This window comes from Streptomyces sp. NPDC031274, assembly GCF_055570235.1.
On the sequence record NZ_JBVIHP010000056.1, the window covers coordinates 1 to 18,403 of the forward strand.

30 protein-coding genes and 2 pseudogenes are annotated in these 18,403 nt (G+C 63.9%); 3 read left to right on the top strand and 29 right to left on the bottom strand.

The window, feature by feature from the left end; all coding sequences use genetic code 11:
- From ACZ5CR_RS42975 to secY, 8 genes and pseudogenes are all read right to left on the bottom strand, one after another.
- Nucleotides 1-149, bottom strand: a pseudogene (locus tag ACZ5CR_RS42975) (DNA-directed RNA polymerase subunit alpha); the annotation flags it as partial.
- Between the two features lie 149 nt (nt 150-298).
- The gene (rpsK, locus tag ACZ5CR_RS42980) at nt 299-703 is read right to left on the bottom strand and encodes a 30S ribosomal protein S11 (RefSeq protein ID WP_003948617.1); all 405 of its coding nucleotides are present in this window, start codon (nt 701-703) and stop codon (nt 299-301) included.
- A 62-nt stretch (nt 704-765) separates the two neighbouring features.
- On the bottom strand, nt 766-1,146 hold the full coding sequence (rpsM, locus tag ACZ5CR_RS42985) for a 30S ribosomal protein S13 (protein WP_383275917.1): 381 nt from the start codon (nt 1,144-1,146) through the stop codon (nt 766-768).
- Nucleotides 1,147-1,324: 178 nt separating this feature from the next.
- Entirely contained in the window at nt 1,325-1,438 is a 114-nt protein-coding gene (rpmJ, locus tag ACZ5CR_RS42990; protein WP_003974245.1) for a 50S ribosomal protein L36, read from the bottom strand.
- A gap of 56 nt (nt 1,439-1,494) precedes the next feature.
- Nucleotides 1,495-1,716 carry a translation initiation factor IF-1 gene (infA, locus tag ACZ5CR_RS42995; RefSeq protein ID WP_003948620.1) on the bottom strand — a complete coding sequence of 74 codons (222 nt, stop codon included), beginning with the start codon at nt 1,714-1,716 and terminating at the stop codon, nt 1,495-1,497.
- 153 nt (nt 1,717-1,869) lie between these two features.
- Entirely contained in the window at nt 1,870-2,709 is an 840-nt protein-coding gene (map, locus tag ACZ5CR_RS43000) for a type I methionyl aminopeptidase (protein ID WP_468868498.1), read from the bottom strand.
- Between the two features lie 126 nt (nt 2,710-2,835).
- Nucleotides 2,836-3,489, bottom strand: coding sequence for an adenylate kinase (locus ACZ5CR_RS43005; protein ID WP_468868500.1), 654 nt, complete (start codon nt 3,487-3,489; stop codon nt 2,836-2,838).
- On the bottom strand, nt 3,489-4,802 hold the full coding sequence (secY, locus tag ACZ5CR_RS43010; protein WP_468868506.1) for a preprotein translocase subunit SecY: 1,314 nt from the start codon (nt 4,800-4,802) through the stop codon (nt 3,489-3,491). Before secY ends, ACZ5CR_RS43005 begins: the two co-directional genes overlap by 1 nt.
- 983 nt (nt 4,803-5,785) lie before the next feature.
- Between secY and ACZ5CR_RS43015 the strand changes: the two genes are divergently transcribed.
- Nucleotides 5,786-6,262, top strand: coding sequence for a hypothetical protein (locus ACZ5CR_RS43015; RefSeq protein WP_468868511.1), 477 nt, complete (start codon nt 5,786-5,788; stop codon nt 6,260-6,262).
- A 134-nt stretch (nt 6,263-6,396) separates the two neighbouring features.
- On the top strand, nt 6,397-7,341 hold the full coding sequence (locus tag ACZ5CR_RS43020) for a hypothetical protein (protein ID WP_468868516.1): 945 nt from the start codon (nt 6,397-6,399) through the stop codon (nt 7,339-7,341).
- A 298-nt stretch (nt 7,342-7,639) separates the two neighbouring features.
- Here the strand turns inward: ACZ5CR_RS43020 and rplO are convergent, their stop codons facing one another.
- From rplO to rpsJ, 21 genes are all read right to left on the bottom strand, one after another.
- Complete coding sequence (gene rplO / locus ACZ5CR_RS43025; protein WP_249588330.1) at nt 7,640-8,095, bottom strand: 50S ribosomal protein L15; 456 nt, start codon at nt 8,093-8,095, stop codon at nt 7,640-7,642.
- Nucleotide 8,096: 1 nt separating this feature from the next.
- Nucleotides 8,097-8,279: a 50S ribosomal protein L30 gene (gene rpmD, locus ACZ5CR_RS43030; protein ID WP_041985698.1), complete on the bottom strand. Its 183-nt coding sequence runs from the start codon at nt 8,277-8,279 to the stop codon at nt 8,097-8,099.
- A complete protein-coding gene (gene rpsE, locus ACZ5CR_RS43035) occupies nt 8,279-8,881 on the bottom strand; it encodes a 30S ribosomal protein S5 (RefSeq protein WP_381190757.1) in 603 nt (200 codons plus the stop codon). The genes rpmD and rpsE overlap by 1 nt, the downstream gene beginning before the upstream one ends.
- Nucleotides 8,882-8,927: 46 nt before the next feature.
- A complete protein-coding gene (gene rplR / locus ACZ5CR_RS43040; protein ID WP_344522013.1) occupies nt 8,928-9,311 on the bottom strand; it encodes a 50S ribosomal protein L18 in 384 nt (127 codons plus the stop codon).
- Nucleotides 9,312-9,314: 3 nt separating this feature from the next.
- On the bottom strand, nt 9,315-9,854 hold the full coding sequence (rplF, locus tag ACZ5CR_RS43045) for a 50S ribosomal protein L6 (RefSeq protein WP_249588331.1): 540 nt from the start codon (nt 9,852-9,854) through the stop codon (nt 9,315-9,317).
- A 21-nt stretch (nt 9,855-9,875) separates the two neighbouring features.
- The gene (rpsH, locus tag ACZ5CR_RS43050; protein WP_389904341.1) at nt 9,876-10,274 is read right to left on the bottom strand and encodes a 30S ribosomal protein S8; all 399 of its coding nucleotides are present in this window, start codon (nt 10,272-10,274) and stop codon (nt 9,876-9,878) included.
- A gap of 224 nt (nt 10,275-10,498) precedes the next feature.
- Nucleotides 10,499-10,684 (bottom strand): type Z 30S ribosomal protein S14, encoded by a 186-nt coding sequence (locus ACZ5CR_RS43055; protein ID WP_003948630.1) that lies wholly within the window; start codon nt 10,682-10,684, stop codon nt 10,499-10,501.
- Between the two features lie 5 nt (nt 10,685-10,689).
- The gene (gene rplE / locus ACZ5CR_RS43060; protein WP_344522014.1) at nt 10,690-11,247 is read right to left on the bottom strand and encodes a 50S ribosomal protein L5; all 558 of its coding nucleotides are present in this window, start codon (nt 11,245-11,247) and stop codon (nt 10,690-10,692) included.
- Nucleotides 11,247-11,570, bottom strand: a complete 324-nt coding sequence (gene rplX, locus ACZ5CR_RS43065; protein ID WP_160506664.1) for a 50S ribosomal protein L24 — start codon at nt 11,568-11,570, stop codon at nt 11,247-11,249. The genes rplE and rplX overlap by 1 nt, the downstream gene beginning before the upstream one ends.
- A gap of 2 nt (nt 11,571-11,572) precedes the next feature.
- Nucleotides 11,573-11,941, bottom strand: a complete 369-nt coding sequence (gene rplN, locus ACZ5CR_RS43070) for a 50S ribosomal protein L14 (RefSeq protein WP_073768975.1) — start codon at nt 11,939-11,941, stop codon at nt 11,573-11,575.
- Between the two features lie 104 nt (nt 11,942-12,045).
- A complete protein-coding gene (gene rpsQ / locus ACZ5CR_RS43075) occupies nt 12,046-12,330 on the bottom strand; it encodes a 30S ribosomal protein S17 (RefSeq protein WP_361837218.1) in 285 nt (94 codons plus the stop codon).
- Entirely contained in the window at nt 12,330-12,554 is a 225-nt protein-coding gene (gene rpmC, locus ACZ5CR_RS43080) for a 50S ribosomal protein L29 (RefSeq protein WP_003998824.1), read from the bottom strand. The genes rpsQ and rpmC overlap by 1 nt, the downstream gene beginning before the upstream one ends.
- Nucleotides 12,554-12,973, bottom strand: coding sequence for a 50S ribosomal protein L16 (gene rplP / locus ACZ5CR_RS43085; protein WP_135332557.1), 420 nt, complete (start codon nt 12,971-12,973; stop codon nt 12,554-12,556). Before rplP ends, rpmC begins: the two co-directional genes overlap by 1 nt.
- Nucleotides 12,974-12,978: 5 nt before the next feature.
- Entirely contained in the window at nt 12,979-13,821 is an 843-nt protein-coding gene (gene rpsC, locus ACZ5CR_RS43090) for a 30S ribosomal protein S3 (RefSeq protein ID WP_160506663.1), read from the bottom strand.
- Nucleotides 13,821-14,168 (bottom strand): 50S ribosomal protein L22, encoded by a 348-nt coding sequence (gene rplV / locus ACZ5CR_RS43095; protein WP_016645177.1) that lies wholly within the window; start codon nt 14,166-14,168, stop codon nt 13,821-13,823. The genes rpsC and rplV overlap by 1 nt, the downstream gene beginning before the upstream one ends.
- Nucleotides 14,169-14,209: 41 nt before the next feature.
- Complete coding sequence (rpsS, locus tag ACZ5CR_RS43100; protein ID WP_160506662.1) at nt 14,210-14,491, bottom strand: 30S ribosomal protein S19; 282 nt, start codon at nt 14,489-14,491, stop codon at nt 14,210-14,212.
- A 12-nt stretch (nt 14,492-14,503) separates the two neighbouring features.
- Nucleotides 14,504-15,340, bottom strand: coding sequence for a 50S ribosomal protein L2 (rplB, locus tag ACZ5CR_RS43105; protein ID WP_160506661.1), 837 nt, complete (start codon nt 15,338-15,340; stop codon nt 14,504-14,506).
- Between the two features lie 39 nt (nt 15,341-15,379).
- Nucleotides 15,380-15,796 carry a 50S ribosomal protein L23 gene (rplW, locus tag ACZ5CR_RS43110; protein WP_389904343.1) on the bottom strand — a complete coding sequence of 139 codons (417 nt, stop codon included), beginning with the start codon at nt 15,794-15,796 and terminating at the stop codon, nt 15,380-15,382.
- On the bottom strand, nt 15,796-16,449 hold the full coding sequence (gene rplD / locus ACZ5CR_RS43115) for a 50S ribosomal protein L4 (RefSeq protein WP_468868527.1): 654 nt from the start codon (nt 16,447-16,449) through the stop codon (nt 15,796-15,798). The genes rplW and rplD overlap by 1 nt, the downstream gene beginning before the upstream one ends.
- A gap of 7 nt (nt 16,450-16,456) precedes the next feature.
- The gene (gene rplC, locus ACZ5CR_RS43120; protein WP_361182338.1) at nt 16,457-17,101 is read right to left on the bottom strand and encodes a 50S ribosomal protein L3; all 645 of its coding nucleotides are present in this window, start codon (nt 17,099-17,101) and stop codon (nt 16,457-16,459) included.
- 13 nt (nt 17,102-17,114) lie between these two features.
- A complete protein-coding gene (gene rpsJ / locus ACZ5CR_RS43125) occupies nt 17,115-17,423 on the bottom strand; it encodes a 30S ribosomal protein S10 (protein WP_003948644.1) in 309 nt (102 codons plus the stop codon).
- 609 nt (nt 17,424-18,032) lie between these two features.
- Here rpsJ and ACZ5CR_RS43130 point away from each other — a divergent pair.
- Nucleotides 18,033-18,311, top strand: a pseudogene (locus ACZ5CR_RS43130) (helix-turn-helix domain-containing protein); the annotation flags it as partial.
- Nucleotides 18,312-18,403: the final 92 nt, after the last annotated feature.

Genomic DNA, 18,403 nt, shown 5'->3' on the forward strand with positions numbered 1-18,403 from the left:
GCCGCACCCGGGATCGAGGAGAGAAGGGTCCGACGCAGGGAGTTGCCGAGGGTGTAACCGAAGCCCGGCTCCAGCGGCTCGATCACGAACCGGGAGCGGAATTCGTCGACGACCTCTTCGGTCAACGAGGGGCGCTGAGCGATCAGCATGAAGTGATTCCTTCAGTCAGGGGCACCCACTATTTGATGCCCTGATGTTGTTACAAGGGTACGGGCGACCCGCCTGAAAAGAGGCGGGCCGCCCGAAGCCCTTCAAGCCGAATGACGGCCGTCACCACAGATGCGTAACGCACCTGGGGTCAGACGCGCCTGCGCTTGGGGGGACGGCAGCCGTTGTGCGGCGTGGGGGTGACGTCCTGGATCGAACCGACCTCGAGGCCCGTGGCCTGGAGGGAGCGGATCGCGGTCTCACGGCCGGAGCCGGGACCCTTGACGAAGACGTCAACCTTGCGCATGCCGTGCTCCTGGGCGCGACGCGCGGCCGACTCGGCGGCCATCTGCGCGGCGAACGGAGTCGACTTGCGCGAGCCCTTGAAGCCGACGTGGCCGGCGGAGGCCCAGCTGATCACGTTGCCCGTGGGGTCCGTGATCGAGACGATCGTGTTGTTGAACGTGCTCTTGATGTGGGCGTGCCCGTGAGCGACGTTCTTCTTTTCCTTGCGGCGCACCTTCTTGGCAGCGCCCTGACGACCCTTGGGGGGCATCTATTAACTCCTACGCGAGGTGGTCGGTCCTGCAGCGACAGCTGTCGATCGACCGCTGAGGACTACTTCTTGCCCGGCTTCTTCTTACCGGCGATGGCGCGACGCGGGCCCTTGCGGGTGCGGGCGTTGGTGCTGGTGCGCTGACCGCGGACGGGCAGGCCACGACGGTGACGAACGCCCTGGTAGCAGCCGATCTCGACCTTGCGGCGGATGTCGGCCTGGATCTCGCGGCGGAGGTCACCCTCGGTCTGGAGGTTGGCGTCCACGTACTCGCGGATCTTGATCAGGTCCTCTTCGGACAGATCACGAACACGGGTGTTGCGGTCCACACCGGTGGCGTCCAGCGTCTGCTGGGACAGCGTGCGGCCAATGCCGAACACGTACGTGAGGGCAACCTCGACGCGCTTTTCGCGCGGGAGGTCAACACCTTCAAGGCGTGCCATTCAAGGCTCCTGTTGATTTTCGGAGGTCTTCAGCAGGACCGTTCCCAGGTGCCGTACGAGGTACATCCTGGGTCCCCGGCCTCCGACCGGGGGTGTCGCCCTCCATCACTGAAGAGGGACGGGTCCTGCACATGTGCTTACGTGCGTCGCGCGAAAATCTGCGAACTGCAGTCGTGCGTCAGCCCTGGCGCTGCTTGTGGCGCGGGTTGTCGCAGATAACCATGACCCGGCCGTGACGGCGGATCACCCTGCACTTGTCGCAGATCTTCTTGACGCTCGGCTTGACCTTCATTGGTGAGGTTCTCCGGGTCAGTGCCACACCCCACGGGAATGAGGTGCGGGCAAGATCTACTTGTACCGGTAGACGATCCGGCCACGGGTCAGGTCGTAAGGAGACAACTCCACCACGACCCGGTCGTCAGGGAGGATGCGGATGTAGTGCATACGCATCTTGCCGCTGATGTGTGCCAGGACCTGGTGGCCGTTCTGGAGCTCAACCTTGAACATGGCGTTCGGAAGAGACTCAACGACAGTGCCCTCGATCTCGATGGCACCTTGCTTCTTGGCCACGCTTTGCCCTTCGAATCGACTACCTTGATCGACTTCGTACGCCGCATGCAGGCACACGGATGCACGAGAGCCGACGAGTCAGTCTACGTCAGGCCACCCGGAAAGACGAATCGAGGAAGAATGCCCCACGAACAAGATCCTTAAGCAAGGGGGTCACTTGCCCAACGGATCGGGAGCCGTAGCGACCCCGTACTCCGCAAGCTTCGCCTTGCCGCAGTCAGGAGCCGTCAGCACGATCGGCCCCTCCTCCGTCAGCGCGATGGAGTGCTCCCAGTGCGAGGACCAGGTGCCGTCCGTAGTGATGACCGTCCAGTCGTCCTCCAGGACCTCCGTGCGGGGCGTGCCGAGGGAGACCATGGGCTCGATGGCCAGGCAGAAGCCGGGGACGAGCTTGGGGCCCTTGCCGCGGCGGCGCTCGACGTAGTTCAGGAGGTGGGGGTCCATGTGCATCTCGGTGCCGATGCCGTGGCCGCCGTAGTCCTCGACGATGCCGTACTTTCCGCCGCCGGGCTTCGGCTGGCGGCGGATGTACGACTCGATGGCGCGGGAGATGTCGACGAGCCGGTTGCCCTGCTTCATGGCGGCGAGCCCGGCCCACATCGACTCCTCGGTCACCCGGGAGAGCTCGATCAGCTCCGGAGCGTGACCGGTGCCCACGAACGCGGTGTAGGCGGCGTCGCCGTGCCAGCCGTCGATGATGGCGCCCGCGTCGATGGAGATGATGTCGCCGTCCTTCAGGACGGTCTTGTCGTCCGGGATGCCGTGCACGACGACCTCGTTGACCGAGGTGCAGATCGTGGCGGGGAAGCCGCCGTACCCGAGGAAGTTCGACTTCGCGCCGTGCTCGGCGATCACCTTGCGGGCGACGTCGTCCAGGTCCTTCGTGGTGGCACCCGGCACCGCCGCCTCGCGCGTGGCGGCGTGAACCGCGGCGACGACAAGGCCCGCCTCACGCATCTTCGCGATCTGCTCGGGGGTCTTGATCTGCACCATGGGGCTTCCGCTCTCCGTCATCCGTCCGACAACCGGCTACGTACGTAACCGCGACGTACACAACACTACGGCCGCGGTCCCCCGAAGGGCACCGCGGCCGAAACAGCGTACTGGACCGCGTACGGGCTACTTGTCGCCCTTGATCGCGTCCATCGCACGCTTGGTGACCTCGTCCACCTTGCCGAGCGCAGAGATCGTGACCACCAGGCCCTGGGCCTTGTAGTGGTCGATGATCGGCTCGGTCTCACGGTGGTACACGTCGAGCCGCTTGCGCACGGTCTCTTCCTGGTCGTCACCGCGCGTGTAGAGCTCGCCGCCGCAGATGTCGCAGACACCCTCGACCTTCGGCTTGCTGTACGTCACGTGGAAGACGTGGCTGGAATCGTTCCGGCAGATGCGGCGGCCGGCGATGCGCTCGACCACCTCGTCCTCGGGGACCTCGAGGTCGAGCACCGCGTCGAGCTTCTGGCCGTCCGTCTTGAGCAACTCGTCCAGGGCCTCGGCCTGCGACACGTTCCGCGGGAAGCCGTCGAGCAGGAAGCCGTTCTCGGCGTCCGGCTGCAGCATGCGGTCGTGGGCCATGCCGATGGTGACCTCGTCGGGAACCAGGTTGCCCTCGGTGATGAACGCCTTCGCGCGCTTGCCGAGCTCCGTGCCCTGGCTGATGTTGGCACGGAAGAGGTCGCCCGTGGAGATGTGCGGGATCGACAGGTTCTTGGCGAGAAACGCGGCCTGCGTTCCCTTGCCCGCCCCGGGCGGCCCGACGAGGACGATTCGCATCAGCGGAGGAACCCTTCGTAATTGCGCTGCTGGAGCTGGCTCTCGATCTGCTTCACGGTCTCCAGACCCACACCCACGATGATCAGGATGCTTGTCCCGCCGAACGGGAAGTTCTGGTTCGCGCCGAAGCCCACCAACGCCATCGTCGGTACGAGAGCGATCAGACCCAGATACAGCGAGCCCGGCCACGTGATCCGGTTGAGTACGTAACTCAGGTACTCAGCGGTCGGACGGCCAGCCCGGATGCCCGGGATGAAGCCACCATACTTCTTCATGTTGTCCGCGACTTCCTCGGGGTTGAACGAGATAGCCACGTAGAAGAAGGCGAAGAACACGATCAACAAGAAGTACGTCGCGATGTAGATCGGGTGGTCGCCCTTGGTCAGGTTCGCCTCGATCCACTGCTTCCATCCCGAGTTGCCACCCGCGAACTGGGCGACGAGAGCGGGGATGTAGAGCAGCGAAGAGGCGAAGATCACAGGGATGATGCCCGCCTGATTGACCTTCAGCGGAATGTACGTCGACGTACCGCCGTAGGAACGGCGGCCGATCATTCGCTTCGCGTACTGGACGGGAATGCGGCGCTGAGCCTGCTCCACGAAGACGACCAGACCGACCATGACGAGACCGACCGCGATGACGGTGCCGAACTCGATCCAGCCACCGGCGAGCGAACCCTGCTTCTTGATGGCCCACAGGGCGCTCGGGAACGTCGCGGCGATCGAGATGAACATCAGGATCGACATGCCGTTGCCGATGCCGCGGTCGGTGATGAGCTCACCGAGCCACATCACGCAGGCCGTACCGGCGGTCATCGTGATGACCATGGTGACGGTCACGAAGATGGACTGGTCCGGCACGATCTCCGTGGCGACGGGGCAGCCGGAGAACAGCGAGCCCGTACGAGCCGTGGCCACGAGGCCGGTCCCCTGGAGGATCGCGAGCGCGACGGTGAGATAACGCGTGTACTGCGTGATCTTCGCCGTGCCGGCCTGCCCCTCCTTCTTGAGGGCCTCGAGCCGCGGGATCACCACGGTCAGCAGCTGCAGGATGATGCTCGCCGTGATGTACGGCATGATCCCGAGCGCGAAGATCGTGATCTGCAGGAGCGCGCCACCACTCATCATGTTCACCAGGCCAAACAGGCCCTGGTTAGTGCTGTTTACGTCGATGCACTTCTGGACGTTCTGGTAATTGACGCCGGGAATCGGAACATGTGTCCCGATTCGGTAGATCACGATGATACCGAGCGTAAAGAGCAACTTTTTACGCAGGTCAGGTGTCTTGAACGCCCGGGCGAACGCGGTGAGCACGGTGCCTCCTGCGACCCCCGCGTATCGGCGCGTGAGGTGACGGTCCTAAGGGATGATGGCTTGCGGAACGAGGGTACGGCACCCCAACACACCACTGGGCACCAGCGGGCATAGCTTAGCGACACCTACGTCGTGGCGGAAAGATGATCTAGCCAGACTTCGCACGCGAACTTCTGACTGCCCGCACCCCGTCTCTCCACGCCCGTCGGCGAGTTCGAGCCGACAGCCCCACCATATGCACCAAGGTACGAGGCGTGGTGGTCCTGCCCAAACTGCCACAACCCTTTGATGCTCAGCTTCATCAGTCCGGGCAGGGCATCGCACAGATGAGTGCGTCGAACGATGACCGAATCCCATCCATGCCGTGGCCGTTGAACTGCACCAACGGCCGACTGGGGCTGCGGGAGCGGGGTTCATGCTCTTCGCACGCCTACAAGGGGATGACTTGACCCTGAACTTCGAGCCGAGACGCCGCCGCTCGGAACGAACCGGCTCTGCCAGCCTCAGGCCACCCAGAGCTCATCCCTCTCGCCGGCATCGCCAGGCGTGCCCCGAAGTGCGCTTGGGGCGCGAGCAGCGCCACCCTCAGCCGCTTCAGCTAGCCACCTGCCCAGCGTCCCATCGTTACGGCCACGCGGCAGACCCCAAGTCCAACCCGGAAGGAAATTCAGAGCGCGAATACCCGCGCCCCTCCTTGACTTCAACCCGGCGCGCCGGAGGGTAGAAAGTTTTTCAGGGATCACGTAACCGATGAAGATTACGCAACATCCACGTGTGCCAAAATTGATTTAATTTCCAACAGAAACACATCCGAAAACTAGCCTTTTTGGGCATGTCTACCCATTGTCTATAAAATACTCGCTCACTGCAGGCAGAGGCACGTCAAAAGATCTCCGCCCCCAAAACTGCTTGACCCAACTCACAGTGGACTCTTAGGTTGAGACAGCGGCATTTCACTCTGCTGCGACCAGCAAGCTGAAGGGGTGGCAGACCGAAAAAAGGCCACTCTCTCGGCAAAACCAGGGGGTTTACAGATGAGCATTAAGCGCTCAGTCGCTGTAATTGCTACAGCATTTGCCACCAGTCTCGCGATCGGCGTATCCATCGCTCCGACTGCAACGGCAAGCGTCATCACCGGCAATGGAAAGTGCTCTCGCACGGAGTTCTGTGTCTTCGAAGACTACGGGCAGGACAAGAGCAAGGGTTACTACGACCTCAACTCACCCAACAAGAACTTCCACGGCAAGAGCTGGTACAACGGATCCGGAAACATCGGCGACGACATCTCTGGCTGGATCGCGGGGTCCCGTACCTCGTGTAAGGGCTACAAGATCTGGGTGAACGTCGAATACCGAGGCGCTAGCCTCCAGATTTCAAAGGGAACGAAGGGGAACTTCAGCGGCCCCTTCAACGGCGCCTACAACAACGTTGCCTCATCCTACAAGAAGTACGGCTGCTAGACGATTTCGCTGCGTGGTTTGATGCCAGGTCCGGCATCAAACCACGCAGCTTTTTCGCAGCGTAAGCAACAGTCGGTTGCTTCATTCGCCGCTTCTTCCTCGACACTCGGCTTCGTTAGTACCTCATTGGAACCATGAAATTCAGAAAAGTTACCCTTTTTTCTGCCGCGAGCCTGGCGCTGGTGGCAGGTTGCTCAACCGCTGTCGCCCCTGAGGCAACGCACCGCAGTGCCGAGCCCAGCGTAGGGAGCATCCCGAAGGTCGACACAGGGGAACTTGTTCTCGGGAGGCCGCTAGATGCGTACGCGCCCAGTACATCCCAGGACCATCTCCTCAAGCGGGCCGAGGTCAGGATCGTCAATGATTGCCTAGAGGGCCTTGACTACCGCCATCACCCTCTCAAAGAAAGCAGAAAAGTCGAGGAGGAATCAAACCGAAGCGAGTTCTACCTGTTCCCCCATGCCAACCAGAGCGGCTACGCGAATCCATCAGACAGCTCGACAGGGGACGAATGGGATGCGGCCTCATCCAAGACTCAGCAAGACCTGCTAGACGGGAAGGCGTCATCTTACAAAGGGAAGGATGTCCCGAAGGATGGTTGCTATGGAGAGGCTGGACGCCAGATCACACGTAATGCGTCCCCTCCTCGTAAATTCAGCGAAAGCGGCATGGACATCACCCGTGTCGCTGATGCGAGCCCAAGAGGACTGATCGAGTCGTACATAAGCGTGATCCGCCGATCTCTGTCCGTCCAAGTACAGAAGGACAGCAGGGTTCGGCGAATCATTTCTCAATGGTCTGAATGTATGGATTCAAACGGCTACCGCTACTCTTCGCCGGCCGAGGCAGTCAATGATCCACGCTGGCAAAGCAGTGACACCGGAAACGCCGATAAAGATGAGATCGCAGTTGCCGCAGTCGATATGAACTGCAAGAAACGCGTTCGATACATCGATGTAGTCATCGCAGTGGAGTCGGCTTACGAGAACCGCTACATCAAAAAGAATCCCAGCAGCTTGAACAACTTTGCCAAGCTGCGTGACACCTGGAGCAAGAACGCCAAGAGTGCGTTGAAGTAGTCACCAGTACATTACGCAGGGATGGGAATGTGATCCTGTGTGAAAACCATCGACCTGATTGCTGTAGAGGTAGTCAGGAGGTGCTTTCACCGGCAGGACTCACCGCCACCTCTCGCGCTATCTCCCGGTGAGGGCTCTCCGGTGGGACGAGCGAGAGGACGTTCGTGACTCGCATGCACCGCAACGACCCAGACTTTGAGGCGCGTTCACCAGCCACGGACGTCGCTCGACCGCGAAAACACTTAGCCGGGGGCACCCTAGTGGGCGCCCCCGGCTAAAGCCGTTCAGATCATCGGGCTCAGACGAGCTCGGTGACGGTACCGCCGGCGGCGGTGATCTTCTCCTTGGCGGAGCCGGAGACGGCGTCAACCGTCACCTGCAGCGCCACGGTGACCTCACCCTGGCCGAGGACCTTGACGAGGCTGTTCTTGCGAACCGCACCCTTGGCGACGAGACCCTCTACGGTGACCTCGCCCCCTTCCGGGAACAGCGCGCTCAGCTTGTCGAGGTTCACGACCTGGAACTCGGTCTTGAACGGGTTCTTGAAGCCCTTGAGCTTCGGGAGGCGCATGTGGAGGGGCATCTGCCCGCCCTCGAAGCGCTCCGGAACCTGGTAACGGGCCTTGGTGCCCTTGGTACCACGACCAGCGGTCTTACCCTTGGACGCCTCACCACGACCCACACGGGTCTTGGCGGTCTTGGCGCCCGGGGCGGGCCGGAGGTTGTGGACCTTCAGCGGGTTCTGCTCCGCCATGTCAGTCGACCTCCTCAACCGTCACGAGGTGGCGGACGGTGTTAGCCATTCCGCGGAACTCGGGGCGGTCTTCCTTGACGACGACGTCGTTCAGGCGCTTGAGCCCGAGCGAACGCAGCGTGTCGCGGTGGTTCTGCTTGCTGCCGATGTACGACTTCGTCTGCGTGATCTTGAGACGGGCCATTACGCACCCGCTCCCGCACGTGCACGAAGCAGAGCCGCGGGGGCGACGTCCTCGAGGGGCAGACCACGGCGAGCCGCGATCTCCTCGGGACGCTGCAGGCCCTTGAGGGCCGTCACGGTCGCGTGCACGATGTTGATCGCGTTGGACGAGCCGAGCGACTTCGACAGGATGTCGTGAACGCCGGCGCACTCGAGCACCGCACGCACCGGGCCACCGGCGATAACACCGGTACCGGGGGAAGCAGGCTTGAGCAGGACGACGCCCGCGGCCTTCTCGCCCGTGATCGGGTGCGGAATGGTGCCCTGGATACGCGGAACCTTGAAGAAGTTCTTCTTGGCCTCTTCAACGCCCTTGGCGATGGCCGCGGGAACTTCCTTGGCCTTGCCGTATCCGACACCTACGGTGCCGTCACCGTCGCCCACCACGACCAGCGCGGTGAAGCTGAAGCGGCGACCACCCTTGACAACCTTGGCGACACGGTTGATCGCGACAACGCGCTCAACGTATGCGGTCTTCTCGGCAGCGGCGCCACCGTCGCGACCCTTCCGGTCCCGCCGCTCGCCGCCACCGGCACCGCTCCCGCGGCGCTGGGGTCCAGCCATTGGAATTACCTCTCTCTGTTACGTCCGCTAGCTCCGGAACCGGGGCTTAGAACTTCAGCCCGGCTTCGCGGGCGGCGTCCGCCAGAGCGGCAATGCGCCCGGCGTACTTGTTGCCACCGCGGTCGAACACGACGGTCTCGACACCCGCAGCCTTGGCACGCTCGGCAACGAGCGCGCCGACCTGCTTGGCCTGTGCGGACTTGTCAGCCTCGCCACCGCGGATCGTGGTGTCCAGGGTCGACGCCGACGCAAGGGTGTGACCCTTGAGGTCGTCGATGACCTGAGCAACGATGTTGCGGTTCGAGCGCGTCACGACGAGGCGCGGACGCTCCGCCGTACCCGACACGTTCTTGCGGATGCGGATATGGCGGCGAGCCTTGGCGGCACGCTTGTAAGCGTCACCCTTGGCGATCTTCACACCGTATGCCATGGCTTACTTACCTGCCTTTCCGACCTTGCGTCGGATGACTTCGCCCTCGTACTTGACACCCTTGGCCTTGTACGGGTCGGGCTTGCGGAGCTTGCGGATGTTGGCCGCAACCTCGCCGACCTTCTGCTTGTCGATGCCCTCGACCGAAAGCTTGGTCGCGGACTCCACCTTGAAGGTGATGCCCTCAGGGGCCTCGACCAGGATCGGGTGGCTGTAGCCCAGCGAGAACTCCAGGTTGGAGCCCTTCGCGAGCACGCGGTAACCGACACCGCTGATCTCGAGCTTCTTCACATACCCCGTGGTCACACCGGTGATCATGTTCGCCACCAGCGTGCGGGACAGGCCGTGCAGGGCCTTGTTCTGACGCTCGTCGTTGGGGCGGGTGACGCTCAGGACGCCGTCCTCACCCTTAGCGATGTCGATCGGCGCGACGACGGTGTGGGAAAGGGAGCCCTTGGGACCCTTAACCGAGACCGTCCGGCCGTCGATGGTGACGTCCACGCCGGCGGGAACCGTGATGGGGAGCTTGCCAATACGTGACATTAGCTATTCCTCCGTTCCCGACTACCAGACGTAGGCGAGGACTTCCCCACCTACGCCCTTCTTGCCTGCCTGCTGGCCGGTCAGGAGACCGTGGGACGTGGAGATGATCGCCACTCCCAGGCCACCCAGAACCTTCGGCAGGCTGGTGGACTTCGCGTAAACCCGGAGACCGGGCTTGGAGATCCGCTTGATGCCCGCAATGGAGCGCTCACGGTTCGGGCCGAACTTCAGCTCGAGGACGAGGTTCTTGCCAACCTCGGCGTCCTCGGTCTTCCAGCCCGTGATGAAGCCCTCCTGCTGGAGGATCTCCGCGATGTGAGACTTGATCTTGCTGTGCGGCATAGCCACGGTGTCGTGGTACGCCGAGTTCGCGTTACGCAGACGAGTCAGCATGTCCGCGATCGGATCAGTCATGGTCATGAATTGGCCTTCGGCCTCTCTCGCCGTGGTTTCCTATCTGCGCCATCCCTCTCCCCACTCAGAGGCGGGACGGGTGCGGCGCGGGGACCTACGGCGTAGTAAGTCGGTCAGGGCGGCAGGCGCCCAACCCTCCTAGCCTAAGGCATAGAGGGCCGGGTCACCTACCGACCAGATACTTACCGAGAGCCTCCAGTAATTCCCAAGTCCCTAAGGACAGAGGGGAATTACCAGGAGCTCTTGGTCACGCCCGGCAGCTCGCCACGGTGAGCCATCTCACGAAGGCAGACGCGGCACAGGCCGAACTTGCGGTACACGGAGTGCGGACGGCCGCAGCGCTGGCAGCGGGTGTAGCCGCGCACACCGAACTTGGGCTTACGAGCAGCCTTGGCAATAAGTGCCTTCTTCGCCATCTCGGTTACGCCTCCTTGAAGGGGAAGCCGAGGTGACGAAGGAGCGCACGGCCCTCAGCGTCGTTGGTCGCCGTGGTGACCACGGTGATGTCCATACCCCGGACGCGGTCGATCTTGTCCTGGTCGATCTCGTGGAACATGACCTGCTCCGTGAGACCGAAGGTGTAGTTGCCACGGCCGTCGAACTGCTTGGGGGACAGACCACGGAAGTCGCGGATGCGCGGAAGCGCGAGCGACAGGGTGCGGTCCAGGAACTCCCACATGCGGTCGCCACGGAGCGTGACGTGGCAGCCGATCGGCTGACCCTCGCGCAGCTTGAACTGCGCGATGGACTTCCGGGCCTTGGTGATGGCCGGCTTCTGACCGGTGATCGTGGTCAGGTCACGGACGGCACCGTCCATGAGCTTGGAGTCACGGGCGGCGTCGCCGACACCCATGTTCACCACGATCTTGACGAGGCCGGGGGTCTGCATGACGTTCTCGTACGAGAACTCTTCCTGCAGCTTGCCCGCGATCTCCTCGCGGTACTTCGTCTTCAGACGCGGGCTGGTGGTGGTCGTCATCAGATGTCCTCACCCGTCCGCTTGGCAACGCGGATCTTGTTGCCGTCATCGTCGAAGCGGAAACCGACACGCGTGACAACCTTGTTGCCGTCCTTCTCCACGACCAGCTGGACGTTGGAGACGTGGACAGGGGCTTCGGTGGTCACGATGCCGCCGGCCTGCGAACCGCTGGCGGTCGGGCCGGCCTTCGTGTGCTTCTTGACCCGGTTGACACCCTCGACCAGGACGCGCTCGTCGCGCGGGTAAGCGGCAATGACCTTGCCCTGCTTGCCCTTGTCCTTACCGGTGATGACCTGAACCAGGTCGCCCTTCTTGATCTTCATGCTTACAGCACCTCCGGCGCGAGCGAGATGATCTTCATGAACTTCTTCTCGCGCAGCTCACGGCCCACCGGGCCGAAGATACGGGTGCCGCGAGGGTCGCCGTCGTTCTTGAGAATGACGGCGGCGTTCTCGTCGAAGCGGATGTACGAGCCGTCGGGACGGCGGCGCTCCTTGACGGTGCGAACGATGACGGCCTTGACGACGTCACCCTTCTTCACGTTGCCACCGGGGATCGCGTCCTTGACGGTGGCGACGATGACGTCACCGATACCCGCGTAGCGGCGACCCGAGCCACCGAGAACACGAATGGTGAGAATTTCCTTCGCACCCGTGTTGTCGGCGATCCGAAGTCGCGACTCCTGCTGGATCACGTCTATCTCCTGATTGTCTGCCGGTTCCCGGCGAGCTCCGTAAGTCGAATCACGGAGCTCACCGAGCCTGGCGGAACGAACTCCGAGGGATACCCCTCAGAGATTTACTTGGCCTTCTCGAGGATCTCGACGATGCGCCAGCGCTTGGTCGCCGACAGCGGACGCGTCTCCATCAGGAGGACGCGGTCGCCGACGCCGGCAGCGTTCTGCTCGTCGTGCGCCTTGAGCTTGTTCGTACGGCGGATGACCTTGCCGTACAGGGCGTGCTTCACGCGGTCCTCGACAGCGACGACGACGGTCTTGTCCATCTTGTCGCTGACGACCAGACCCTCACGGGTCTTGCGGAATCCGCGGTCGCTCTTGGTCTCAGTCACGTTGCTCTCGCTCATCAGGCGCTCTCCACCGTCTCGATGCCCAGCTCGCGCTCACGCATCAGGGTGTAGATCCGCGCGATGTCCTTGCGGACGGCCTTGAGCCGCCCGTGGTTCTCGAGCTGACCGGTCGCCGCCTGGAAGCGGAGGTTGAACAGCTCTTCCTTGGCTTCGCGAAGCTTCGCGAGAAGCTCCTCGTCACCCAGTTCGCGCAGCTCGGACGCCTTGGTACCGGCCGACATCACGACTCACCTGCCTCGCGCCGAACAATCCGGCACTTCATCGGAAGCTTGTGAGCAGCGCGGGTAAGCGCCTCACGCGCAGTCTTCTCATTCGGGTAGGACAGCTCGAACATCACCCGTCCGGGCTTGACGTTCGCGACCCACCACTCGGGGGAACCCTTACCGGAACCCATGCGGGTCTCGGCGGGCTTCTTCGTCAGCGGGCGGTCCGGGTAGATGTTGATCCAGACCTTGCCGCCACGCTTGATGTGGCGGGTCATCGCGATACGAGCCGCCTCGATCTGGCGGTTGGTCACGTACGCCGGAGTGAGGGCCTGAATCCCGTACTCGCCGAACGCAACCTGCGTACCACCCTTTGACATACCGCTGCGCTTGGGGTGGTGCTGCTTGCGGTGCTTGACCCTACGAGGGATCAGCATGTCGGTCAGGCCTCCGTTCCGGTGCTCTCAGCCGGAGCGGCAGCTGCGGCGGGAGCGTCGGCCTTGGGGGCCTCGGCAGCCGGCGCGGACTGCTGCTGCGGCTTGCGGCCGCGGCCGCCACGCTCGCCACCACGGCCACCACGGGCCGGGCGGTCGTTGCCGCCACCACGGGCCGGGCGGTTACCCGCACGGGCCGCGGCGTTCTCGGCGCGGACCTCGGCGATGTTCTTGACGTCGCCCTTGTAGATCCAGACCTTCACGCCGATACGGCCGAAGGTCGTCTTGGCCTCGAAGAAGCCGTAGTCGACGTTCGCACGGAGGGTGTGCAGGGGCACACGGCCCTCGCGGTAGAACTCCGAGCGAGACATCTCGGCGCCGCCGAGACGGCCACCACACTGGATCTTGATGCCCTTGGCGCCGGCCTTCATCGTCGACTGCATGCTCTTACGCATGGCGCGACGGAAGGAGACGCGGGAGGACAGCTGCTCTGCAACGGCCTGCGCGACAAGCTGAGCGTCGACCTCGGGGTTCTTGACCTCGAGGATGTTCAGCTGAACCTGCTTGCCCGTGAGCTTCTCGAGGTCACCGCGGATGCGGTCGGCCTCGGCGCCACGGCGGCCGATGACGATGCCGGGACGCGCGGTGTGGATGTCCACCCGCACGCGGTCACGGGTGCGCTCGATCTCAACCTTCGAGATGCCGGCGCGCTCCATGCCGGACGTCATCATCCGACGGATGGCGACGTCTTCCTTGACGTAGTCCTTGTACAGCTTGTCGGCGTACCAACGCGACTTGAAGTCGGTGGTGATGCCGAGGCGGAACCCGTGCGGGTTTACCTTCTGGCCCATTACCGGGTTCCTTCCTTGCTGCTGACGACCACGGTGATGTGGCTGGTCCGCTTACGGATCCGGTAGGCACGGCCCTGGGCACGCGGACGGAACCGCTTCAGGGTCGGGCCCTCATCCACGTACGCCTCGCTGATGACCAGCGAAGAGGCGTCACTGTGGTCGTAGTTGTGTGCAGCGTTGGCGATGGCGCTGTCAAGCACCTTGCCAACCGGCACGCTCGCGGCCTGCGGGGCGAAACGCAGGACCGCCTGAGCCTCCGTGGCATCCATGCCACGGATGAGGTCCACCACTCGGCGGGCCTTCATGGGCGTGACGCGGATGTACCGCGCCTGGGCCCTGGCTTCCATGGTTGTCCCTTCGGTGTAAGTCATAGTCGTTCCACCCCGCGCTAGCGGCGCTTCGACTTCCGGTCGTCCTTGACGTGGCCGCGGAAGGTGCGAGTCGGCGAGAACTCGCCGAGCTTGTGGCCGACCATCGCCTCGGTGACGAACACCGGGATGTGGGTCTTGCCGTTGTGCACCGCGATCGTGTGGCCCAGCATGGCCGGGACGATCATCGAGCGACGGGACCAGGTCTTGATGACGTTCTTGGAACCTGCTTCGTTCTGGACATCCACCTTCTTGATGAGGTGTCCGTCGACGAAGGGTCCCTTCTTGAGACTGCGCGGCATCTAAACCCGCTCCTAGCGCTTCTTGTTCGTCTTGCGGCGGCGGACGATGTACTTGTTGCTCGCCTTCTTCGGCGAACGAGTACGACCCTCCTTCTGACCCCACGGCGAGACCGGGTGGCGACCACCGGAAGTCTTGCCTTCACCACCACCGTGCGGGTGGTCGACCGGGTTCATCGCCACACCGCGAACGGTCGGGCGAACGCCAAGCCAGCGCTTACGGCCGGCCTTGCCCCAGTTGATGTTCGACTGCTCGGCGTTGCCGACCTCGCCAATCGTGGCGCGGCAGCGGACGTCGACCAGACGGATCTCACCGGACGGCATACGAAGGTGGGCCATGGAGCCCTCCTTCGCCAGCAGCTGCACGGAGGCACCCGCGGAGCGGGCGAACTTCGCGCCGCCGCCGGGCCGCAGCTCGATGGCGTGGATGGTCGTACCGACCGGGATGTTGCGGAGCGCCAGGTTGTTGCCCGGCTTGATGTCCGCGCCCGGTCCGTTCTCGACCCGGTCACCCTGCGACAGGTTGCGGGGGGCCAGGATGTAGCGCTTCTCGCCGTCCGCGTAGTGCAGGAGCGCGATGCGCGCGGTGCGGTTCGGGTCGTACTCGATGTGCGCGACCTTCGCCGGCACGCCGTCCTTGTCGTGACGACGGAAGTCGATCACTCGGTAGGCGCGCTTGTGTCCGCCACCCTGGTGGCGAACGGTCACACGACCGGCGTTGTTACGGCCGCCCTTGCTGTGCAGCGGGCGGACCAGCGACTTCTCCGGCGTGGACCGCGTTACCTCGACGAAGTCGGCGACGCTGGAGCCACGACGGCCCGGCGTAGTCGGCTTGTACTTGCGGATTCCCATTTCTCAGTCCTCGTCCGATATTCGGACCAGGGCGCTCCGTTAGGAGGCCTGGCCGAAGATGTCGATACGGTCGCCCTCAGCAAGGGTCACGATCGCGCGCTTGGTGTCAGCGCGCTTACCGAACCCCGTGCGGGTGCGCTTGCGCTTGCCCTGGCGGTTGATCGTGTTGACCCCAGTGACCTTGACCGAGAAGACCGCCTCGACGGCCTGCTTGATCTGGGTCTTGTTGGCGCCGGGCGCAACGACGAAGGTGTACTTGCCCTCGTCGAGGAGCGCGTAGCTCTTCTCAGAGACGACCGGCTTGACGAGGACGTCACGGGGGTCCGTGAAGCTCTTGCTCAGCGGCGTCTGAACGGTGTTCTTGCCCTCGGTGGCGTGGCGCTTCGCCTTGGCGAGGCGCGCGGCCTTGGCGACCTTGGCCGCCTTGGGGGCGATGCTCGGGTGACGCGTAGCCATCAGGCTTCGCTCCCTTCGGTCTCAACGGCCTGGGGGCCAGACACGAAGGACTCGAAAGCGGCCTTGGTGAAGACCACGTCGTCCGAGACGAGCACGTCGTACGTGTTCAGCTGGCCCGGCTCCAGGATGTGCACCTGGGGCAGGTTGCGCGCGGAGAGCAGCGAAGTCTCGTCCGCCCGGTCGATGACCAGGAGTACGTTCTTGCGCTCGCTGACCTTGCCGATCAGCGTCTTCGCGGCCTTGGTGGAGATGTCGCCCTCGACCACGTTGGTGACAACGTGGATACGAGCGTTGCGGGCCCGGTCGGTGAGGGCGTGGCGCAGGGCCGCGGCCTTCATCTTCTTCGGGGTCCGCTGCGAGTAGTCACGCGGCTGCGGGCCGTGGACGACGCCACCGCCTGCGAACTGCGGCGCACGGGTCGAACCCTGGCGCGCGCGGCCGGTGCCCTTCTGGCGGTACGGCTTCTTACCACCACCGCGGACTTCACCGCGGCGCTTGGTCTTGTGCGTGCCCTGTCGGGCAGCGGCCAGCTGTGCGACAACGACCTGGTGGAGAAGCGGGATGCTGATCTTCTCTACGTCGAAAATCTCCGAGGGGAGCTCGACGGTCCCGGCCTTGTCGCCTGCCGGCGAAAGGATGTCAATGGTGCTCATCGGTTCCTCAAGCCCCCTTGGCCGCGGTACGGACCAGGACGAGGCCGCCGTTCGGACCGGGAACTGCGCCCTTGATGAGGAGCAGGCCCTTCTCCGCGTCAACGGCGTGAACGGTCAGGTTCTGGGTGGTGACCCGCTCGTTGCCCATACGGCCCGCCATGCGGAGGCCCTTGAACACACGGCCCGGGGTGGCACAGCCACCGATGGAACCGGGAGAGCGGTGCTTGCGCTGGGTGCCGTGACCGGCGCCGAGTCCCTTGAAGTTGTGACGCTTCATGACACCGGCGAAGCCCTTGCCCTTGCTCTTGCCCGTGACGTCAACCTTGACGCCGGACTCGAACACCTCGGCAGTCACCTCCTGGCCCAGCGTGTACTCGCTGGCGTCAGGGGTGCGGATCTCCACCAGGTGGCGGCGGGGAGTCACGTCGGCCTTGGCGAAGTGACCCTTGAGGGGCTTGTTCACCTTGCGCGGGTCGATCTCGCCGAAGGCGATCTGGACCGACTCGTAGCCGTCGGAGTCATTCGTACGGACCTGGGTAACGACGCAGGGCCCGGCCTTGACGACGGTGACCGGGACGACACGGTTGTTCTCGTCCCAGACCTGGGTCATGCCGAGCTTCTCGCCCAGGACGCCCTTGATCTGCTTAGTCATCTGTCCGCGCCTCTCAGAGCTTGATCTCGATGTCGACGCCGGCCGGAAGGTCCAGGCGCATCAACGAGTCAACGGTCTTGGGCGTCGGGTCGAGGATGTCGATCAGGCGCTTGTGCGTGCGCATCTCGAAGTGCTCGCGCGAGTCCTTGTACTTGTGCGGCGACTTGATGACGCAGTACACGTTCTTCTCAGTGGGCAGCGGCACCGGGCCTGCGACCGACGCACCAGTGCGAGTCACCGTCTCGACGATCTTCTTCGCCGAAGAGTCGATGACCTCGTGGTCGTAGGCCTTGAGCCGGATGCGGATCTTCTGTCCCGCCATGGCTACTTGGTAGTCCTGTCTCTCGAAACGCTCTGGAACCTGGTGTTCTACTCATCTTCTGACCGACCCACGCGGTCGGGCGTGTCGCGATCTCACCAACGAAATCTCCCGAAGGAAATCCACTGCTGTGGGATCGCGGCCCAAGGACCGCTGGCCGGGGAGAAGAACCCCACCGGGCGCCTGGTCAGCACCCCGCCCACGCTTCCCAGAAGATTCCCGTACGTCCGCTCCAGCGCTGCCTTACGGCAGATGGGGCGACGAGTACTGTGGGACTCGCTTCCGGTCCTCCCGGCGGGAGGCGCGCAGCATCGGCACTCAACCGAGCAACCCCGACAGTCTGCCATACGGGGCACGAGCCTGGCCAATCGAAGCCGGGCAGCGTACCCGGTGGGTGACGTTGATCAAACCCCGGGCCTCCGGCCGGGCGCGCCGACGACGCGAGAGCGAGCACCTGCCGCCACTTTCCGCTCATGCCGCAACACGTTTCGTCACGCCACCGGAACCCGCTTTCTCGGTCTCCGGCATCGCGGGCGCCTTCCCCAAAAAACGTGAGAGCGAAAGAACCGCACCAAACCCCACCCCGCCCCGCCCGCTGGCGGGCCCACCCGTATGCCGTCGGCAACGTCCGGGACCCCGCTCACTCACGCCCCGATGGCCCGCGCCGACATCAAGACGCTGGCCGCACGCTTCCCCGAGGGAACGACCCGTATCGCCGCCGCCCTGCGCGAGCTGGAGACCCACGGCTATCTGCGCCGCGAACGCGAGCGCACCCCGGCCGGTCGCATCATCACCCGCACGATCTCCTGCAACCAGCCACAGGCGGCCCCGGCACAACCCCCACCGCCCAAGCCCAAGCCCAGCGGGCCCCCCGCGCCACACCCCCAGCCCCCCCCCATTACCTTCTTCGTAGCCCCGCAATGGGGTTACCGGCCTTCGGAGTTGGCATGACTACCTCCCCTTGTCGAACGGATGGCCTGGGG